We start from the raw sequence: 5,267 nt of genomic DNA, 5'->3' as shown, positions 1-5,267 counted from the left end.
TTGAGTCGGCCATACCCCCTGACTAAGCTTTGCGCAACAAATTTGCACCCGCGCAGACACCCTACAGAGGAGCCATATCATGGCCAACATGACTTATACCGCCGCCGGTTACCAGCATTCCAGCCAACTGAATCTGGTTGCTCGCGTCAAAATGACCGTACTGACCTGGCTGGAACGCAGCCGCAGCCGTCGCCAGCTCTCCGAGCTGCCCGAATATCTGCTCAAGGACATCGGTCTGAACGAAGCCGATCGTTATCAAGAGACCACCAAGCCGTTCTGGCGTGGTTGATCTGCCGGGCAAGGATGCCTCGTTTTTTTGCTGATCCACGGCCGCAGACCGCCGTCGTCACGGGTTGATGGATTGCCCTGTTCATCAGCTGCTTCACGCTGATCGCCTTACCCCATTTCTTCCCTCACGGCTCTGTGCCGACCTCTCTCTGTTCCCCACGCCCCGATCCTGCTCCACACTCAAACTTGTAACATTACTGTTTGAATTTGTTTAAAAATTGATTTTAAGCCGAAGCGCCTTGCGTATAATCCGCCCATAGCGTTCCTGACAAAAGGGTGAGATGGATGATTCCCCAGCATGACTTTTTGGCTCTGACCCGCCGCCACGAGTGGCAGCTTGAGCCCTTCTCCTATGCGTTGGCCAATGGCGACAGGGTGAGTGTCTGGGATACCGGCGTGCTCTGCCTCGAGCCCGCCTCCGGGGCCGGTGATCAACCCGGTGGGCGCAAGGATATCGTGCTCTCCTGCGGCATTCACGGCAACGAAACCGCGCCCATCGAGATCTGCAACCAGCTGCTGAGCCGCCTGCTCTGCGGTGAGCTCAAGGCCCGCCATCGGGTACTGTTCCTGTTCGGCAACCCGGCAGCCATGAACCTGGGTGTGCGGGAAGTGGAGGAGAACATGAACCGGCTCTTCTCCGGCGCCCACAGCAAGGGGGAGGGGCTCTGCAACCAGGAGCGGATCCGCGCCATGCGCCTCGAGCAGTATGTGAGCCGCTTCTTTGCCGACGCGGCCAGGCCTCGCTACCACTACGATCTGCACACCGCCATTCGCGGCTCGCGCCACGAGAAGTTTGCCGTCTACCCCTTCCCCCACGAGCGGCCTCACTGCAAGGAGCAGGTACAGTTTCTCGGTGCCTGCGGCGTGCGCACCATTCTGCTCTCCAGCGGCCCCACCACCACCTTCAGCTATTACAGCTCCCATCGCCATGGCGCTCACGCCTTCACGGTGGAGCTGGGCAAGGTGCGCCCGTTTGGCGAGAACGACATGACCCGTTTCATCGAGACCCGGCAGGCGCTGCAGGATCTGGTGACCCGGGATGAGGTGGCGCTGGAGCCCTGGCGAGCGGATGACTTCACCATCTTTGCCATCGATCGGGTGATCAACAAACGCTCGGAGCAGTTTCGTTTCCTGTTTGCCAGCGATGTGGACAATTTCACCGAATTTCCCCAGGGTTTCGTGCTGGCCGAGGATGGCGAACTGCGCTACACGGTAGAGAAACCGCGGGAAGCGGTGGTGTTCCCCAACGCCAACGTGGCCATCGGCCAGCGCACCGTGTTGCTGGTGGTGCCTACCCGGCTGTGGGAGTAACCCGGCGCGACCTCTGATGACAATCTCAGGCTGCCGCTGGCCTTGCCGGGCGTGCAGCTCGGAGCGGGAACCCCAGGTGCTCCCGCTCCGCCCTGACAGGGAGCCCGACGTGGCTCCCTGTTTCGTTTTCTTTCAGCCGAAAAATCCAGCTTCTTTTTGAAATTAAAGAAGTTTCTACTGGTCTTACCTGGCTAAATCTCATTGCCCTTTGGTTAACAATCTATTTACATTCAAAGGGTCACCTCATGGTGGTGACGTTGACAACGGCAAGGAGCCAGTTATGACCCATGTCGACATCCCTTTCCTTCGTTACCTCGATGAGGAAGGGCGCCCGGTCGCCACACTACCGACCTGGCTGGACAAGGCGATGCTGCACACCTTCTACCGAAACATGGTGATGGTGCGCAGTTATGACAAGAAAGCGATCGCGCTGCAGCGAACCGGCAAGCTCGGCACGTTTCCCTCCCATCTGGGGGCCGAAGCGGTCGGGATAGGCGTCGGGCTCGCTATGCAGCCGCAGGATGTCTACGTGCCCTACTACCGGGACATGCCCACCCTCTATGTGCGGGGTGTGCCCATGGAGAAAAACCTGCAGTACTGGGGGGGGGGACGAGCGCGGCAGCGTCTTTTACAAGGCCGACGGTGAACTCTCCGAGGACCTTCCCATCTGCGTCCCTATCGCTACCCAAATCACCCATGCCGCCGGCATCGCCGCGGCCTTCAAACTGCGCAATCAACCCAGGGTCGCCGTGGTGACCATCGGCGATGGTGGCACCTCCAAGGGGGACTTCCTGGAGGGGCTCAACTGTGCCGGCGTCTGGCACCTGCCCATGGTGATGATCATCAACAACAACCAGTGGGCCATCTCGGTGCCGCGCAAGCTGCAGTCGAGCGCCCCCACCCTGGCCCAGAAGGGCATAGGGGCCGGCGTGCGCAGCATCCAGGTGGACGGCAACGACGTGGTCGCCGTTTATGAGGCCACCCGCAGCGCCGTCGAACGCGCCCGCAGCGGCAAGGGGCCGACCCTGATCGAAGCGGTGAGCTACCGGCTGGGGGATCACACCACGGCCGACGATGCGACCCGCTATCGGGAAGCGGCCGAGGTGGAAGCCGCCTGGGCCAAGGAGCCGGTCAAGCGGCTGCGCCAGTTCATGTTTGAACAGGGCTGGTGGGACGAGCAGCAGGAGCAGGCTTTGCTGGCAGAGGCGGCCCGCGAGGTCGAACGCGCCGTGGCCGTCTATGAAGGAACGGCGGCGCAGGCCCCGGAAACCCTGCTCGACTATCAGTTTGCCGAGTTGCCGAAGGATTACCGCACGCAGCGCCAGCGCATCATCGCCAAGGGCATGCAGCAGCACCGCGGGGAGGAAGCATGAGTGATATGACGTTGCTCGAGGCCGTCAATCTGGCGTTGCATCACGAGATGGAACGGGACCCGGATGTGGTGGTACTCGGCGAGGATGTGGGGGTCAACGGCGGGGTGTTTCGCGCTACCGTGGGCCTGCGCGACAAGTTCGGCTTCAAGCGGGTGATCGACACGCCGCTGGCCGAAGGGCTGATCGCCGGGGTGGCGGTCGGCATGGCCACCCAGGGGCTCAAACCCGTGGCCGAATTCCAGTTTCAGGGGTTCATCTTCCCGGGCATGGAGCAGATCATCTGCCAGGCGGCGCGGATGCGCAATCGCACCCGGGGCCGCATCACCTGTCCTATCGTCTACCGCTCCCCCTACGGCGCCGGCATTCACTCCCCCGAGCACCACAGCGAGAGCGTAGAAGCCCTGTTTGCCCACATTCCCGGGCTGCGAGTGGTGATCCCTTCCAGCCCGAAACGGGCATATGGCCTGCTGCTGTCGGCCATTCGTGACCCGGATCCCGTGATGTTCTTCGAACCCGATCGCATCTATCGCTCCATGAAGTCCGACGTGGTGGATGACGGCATAGGCCTGCCGCTGGGTGTCTGCTTCACCCTGCGTCCCGGCCGCGACCTCACGGTCGTCGCCTGGGGGGCCTGCATCCAGGAGGTGATGCGGGCAGCGAACCTGCTGGGGGAGCAGGATATCCAGTGCGAGGTGCTGGATCTGGCCACCATCAAGCCGCTGGACATGGAGAGCATACTGGCATCGGTGCGCAAGACCGGCCGCCTCTTGGTGGTGCACGAGGCGTGCGGCAGCTTCGGAGTCGGCGCCGAGATCGTGGCACGGGTCACCGAGGAGACGCTGACCTCCCTCAAGGCTCCGCCCAGACGGCTTACCGGGGTGGACGCCGCCGTCCCCTACTACCGCAACGAAGAGTATTACCTCATCACCGAGCAGGACATTGCCGATGCGGCTCATCAGCTGATGGAGAACCAGTGGCTATGAAATTTTTCAAATTACCGGATCTGGGTGAAGGCTTGGCCGAAGCCGAGATCGTCGAATGGAAGGTCAGCGCCGGCGATACAGTGAGTGTCGACCAGGTGTTGTTGTCGGTAGAGACGGCCAAGGCGCTGGTGGATGTTCCTTCGCCGGTAGCGGGGGTCATCGCCAGGCTGTGTGGTGCCGAGGGGGACATCCTGCACATAGGTGCGCCGCTGGTGGAGTTCGAAGGCGGTGAGGATGACGGCACCGTGGTCGGCAAGGTCAACGCCCATCAGCAGCATATCGAGGATCACTTCGTGGTGGGCGCCATCGCCCCCGGCGGCGTCCTGGTGCAGGCCATGCCGGCGGTGCGCCTGCTGGCCCAGAAACTGGGGCTCGACATCGAGCGGATAAAGGGCAGCGGCAGTGCCGGCATGGTGACCGAGCAGGACGTGCAGCAAGCGTTCGAAGCCCAGCAGAGCAGCGGCAACGAGTTCCTCAAGGGCTCGCGCCGGGCCATGGCCAAGGCGATGGAACTCTCGCACCAGACGGTGGTGCCGGTCAGCATCACCGACGAGGTGGACTTGCGCCACTGGCGCCCCGATGAAGACGTTACTGTAAGGCTCATCAAGGCCATCGGTGTAGCTTGTCGGGCCGAGCCCTCCATGAATGCCTGGTTTGACGGCGACACCCTCTCAAGACGGCTGTTCAGGGAGGTCAACGTGGCCATTGCGGTGGATTCCAAGCATGGGCTCTACGTGCCGGTAATGGAGAACGTGGCCGAGCGGGAAGGGGCCGATTTGCGCCAGGGGCTGGATCGCATGATCGCCGACGTGAAGGCGCGCGCCGTACCGCGCGAGATGCTGCAGGGGGCGACCATCACCCTCACCAACTTCGGCGCCATCGCGGGCCGCTATGCCAGCCCGATCGTGACGCCGCCCCAGGTGGCCATCATTGGCGCGGGCAAGTTGTTCGAGAAGGTGGTGTTTATCCATGGGGAGGCGCGCCCGGTCAGAGCGTTGCCACTGTCGATGACATTCGACCACAGAGCCTGTACCGGCGGCGAGGCGGCACGCTTCCTCAAAGCCCTGGTTCAGGCACTGGAAGCACCTACGCTGTAACGTTTGTGCCCTGCCGTGGCAGGGCACAAATTGTTTGCGTAATCCCCAAAGCCACGTATAATCTCAACCAGCTTGAAAGGGCGATAGTTATGTCAATGAATATGATGTTTTACATCTTTTCCTGTTGTTCATAAGTTAATCCCGTTTTTTGAGCTTTATCCGCTGAAAAGCATAAGTAATTATTTTGAATACAGGTTTAAAGATATGTCTAACAT

At 61.4% G+C, this 5,267-nt stretch carries 4 protein-coding genes and 1 pseudogene; all 5 read left to right on the top strand.

Going from position 1 to position 5,267, the window contains the following annotated elements; genetic code table 11:
- Positions 1-79 precede the first annotated feature (79 nt).
- The 5 genes and pseudogenes from CAK78_RS01495 to CAK78_RS01475 all read left to right on the top strand — a co-directional run bounded on the left by CAK78_RS01495 (position 80) and on the right by CAK78_RS01475 (position 5,052).
- The gene (locus tag CAK78_RS01495) at positions 80-289 is read left to right on the top strand and encodes a DUF1127 domain-containing protein (protein ID WP_005302810.1); all 210 of its coding nucleotides are present in this window, start codon (positions 80-82) and stop codon (positions 287-289) included.
- A gap of 284 nt (positions 290-573) precedes the next feature.
- Positions 574-1,599 carry a succinylglutamate desuccinylase gene (gene astE / locus CAK78_RS01490; RefSeq protein ID WP_094696136.1) on the top strand — a complete coding sequence of 342 codons (1,026 nt, stop codon included), beginning with the start codon at positions 574-576 and terminating at the stop codon, positions 1,597-1,599.
- Positions 1,600-1,879: 280 nt separating this feature from the next.
- Positions 1,880-2,972 (top strand): annotated as a pseudogene (pdhA, locus tag CAK78_RS01485) (pyruvate dehydrogenase (acetyl-transferring) E1 component subunit alpha).
- A complete protein-coding gene (locus tag CAK78_RS01480; protein WP_094696135.1) occupies positions 2,969-3,955 on the top strand; it encodes an alpha-ketoacid dehydrogenase subunit beta in 987 nt (328 codons plus the stop codon). The pseudogene pdhA and the gene CAK78_RS01480 overlap by 4 nt, the downstream one beginning before the upstream one ends.
- Entirely contained in the window at positions 3,952-5,052 is a 1,101-nt protein-coding gene (locus CAK78_RS01475; protein ID WP_094696134.1) for a dihydrolipoamide acetyltransferase family protein, read from the top strand. Before CAK78_RS01480 ends, CAK78_RS01475 begins: the two co-directional genes overlap by 4 nt.
- Positions 5,053-5,267: the final 215 nt, after the last annotated feature.

Source organism: Aeromonas sp. A35_P, from assembly GCF_002259925.1.
Lineage (GTDB): Bacteria > Pseudomonadota > Gammaproteobacteria > Enterobacterales > Aeromonadaceae > Aeromonas > Aeromonas dhakensis.
Note: the sequence above shows the minus strand (reverse complement) of the source record. Positions and strands in the feature narration are given on the sequence as shown.

Coding starts and splice junctions, on each gene's coding strand:
- CAK78_RS01495 (WP_005302810.1), top strand. CDS start 80: ATGGCCAACATGACTTATACCGCCGCCGGTTACCAGCATTCCAGCCAA.
- astE (WP_094696136.1), top strand. CDS start 574: ATGATTCCCCAGCATGACTTTTTGGCTCTGACCCGCCGCCACGAGTGG.
- CAK78_RS01480 (WP_094696135.1), top strand. CDS start 2,969: ATGAGTGATATGACGTTGCTCGAGGCCGTCAATCTGGCGTTGCATCAC.
- CAK78_RS01475 (WP_094696134.1), top strand. CDS start 3,952: ATGAAATTTTTCAAATTACCGGATCTGGGTGAAGGCTTGGCCGAAGCC.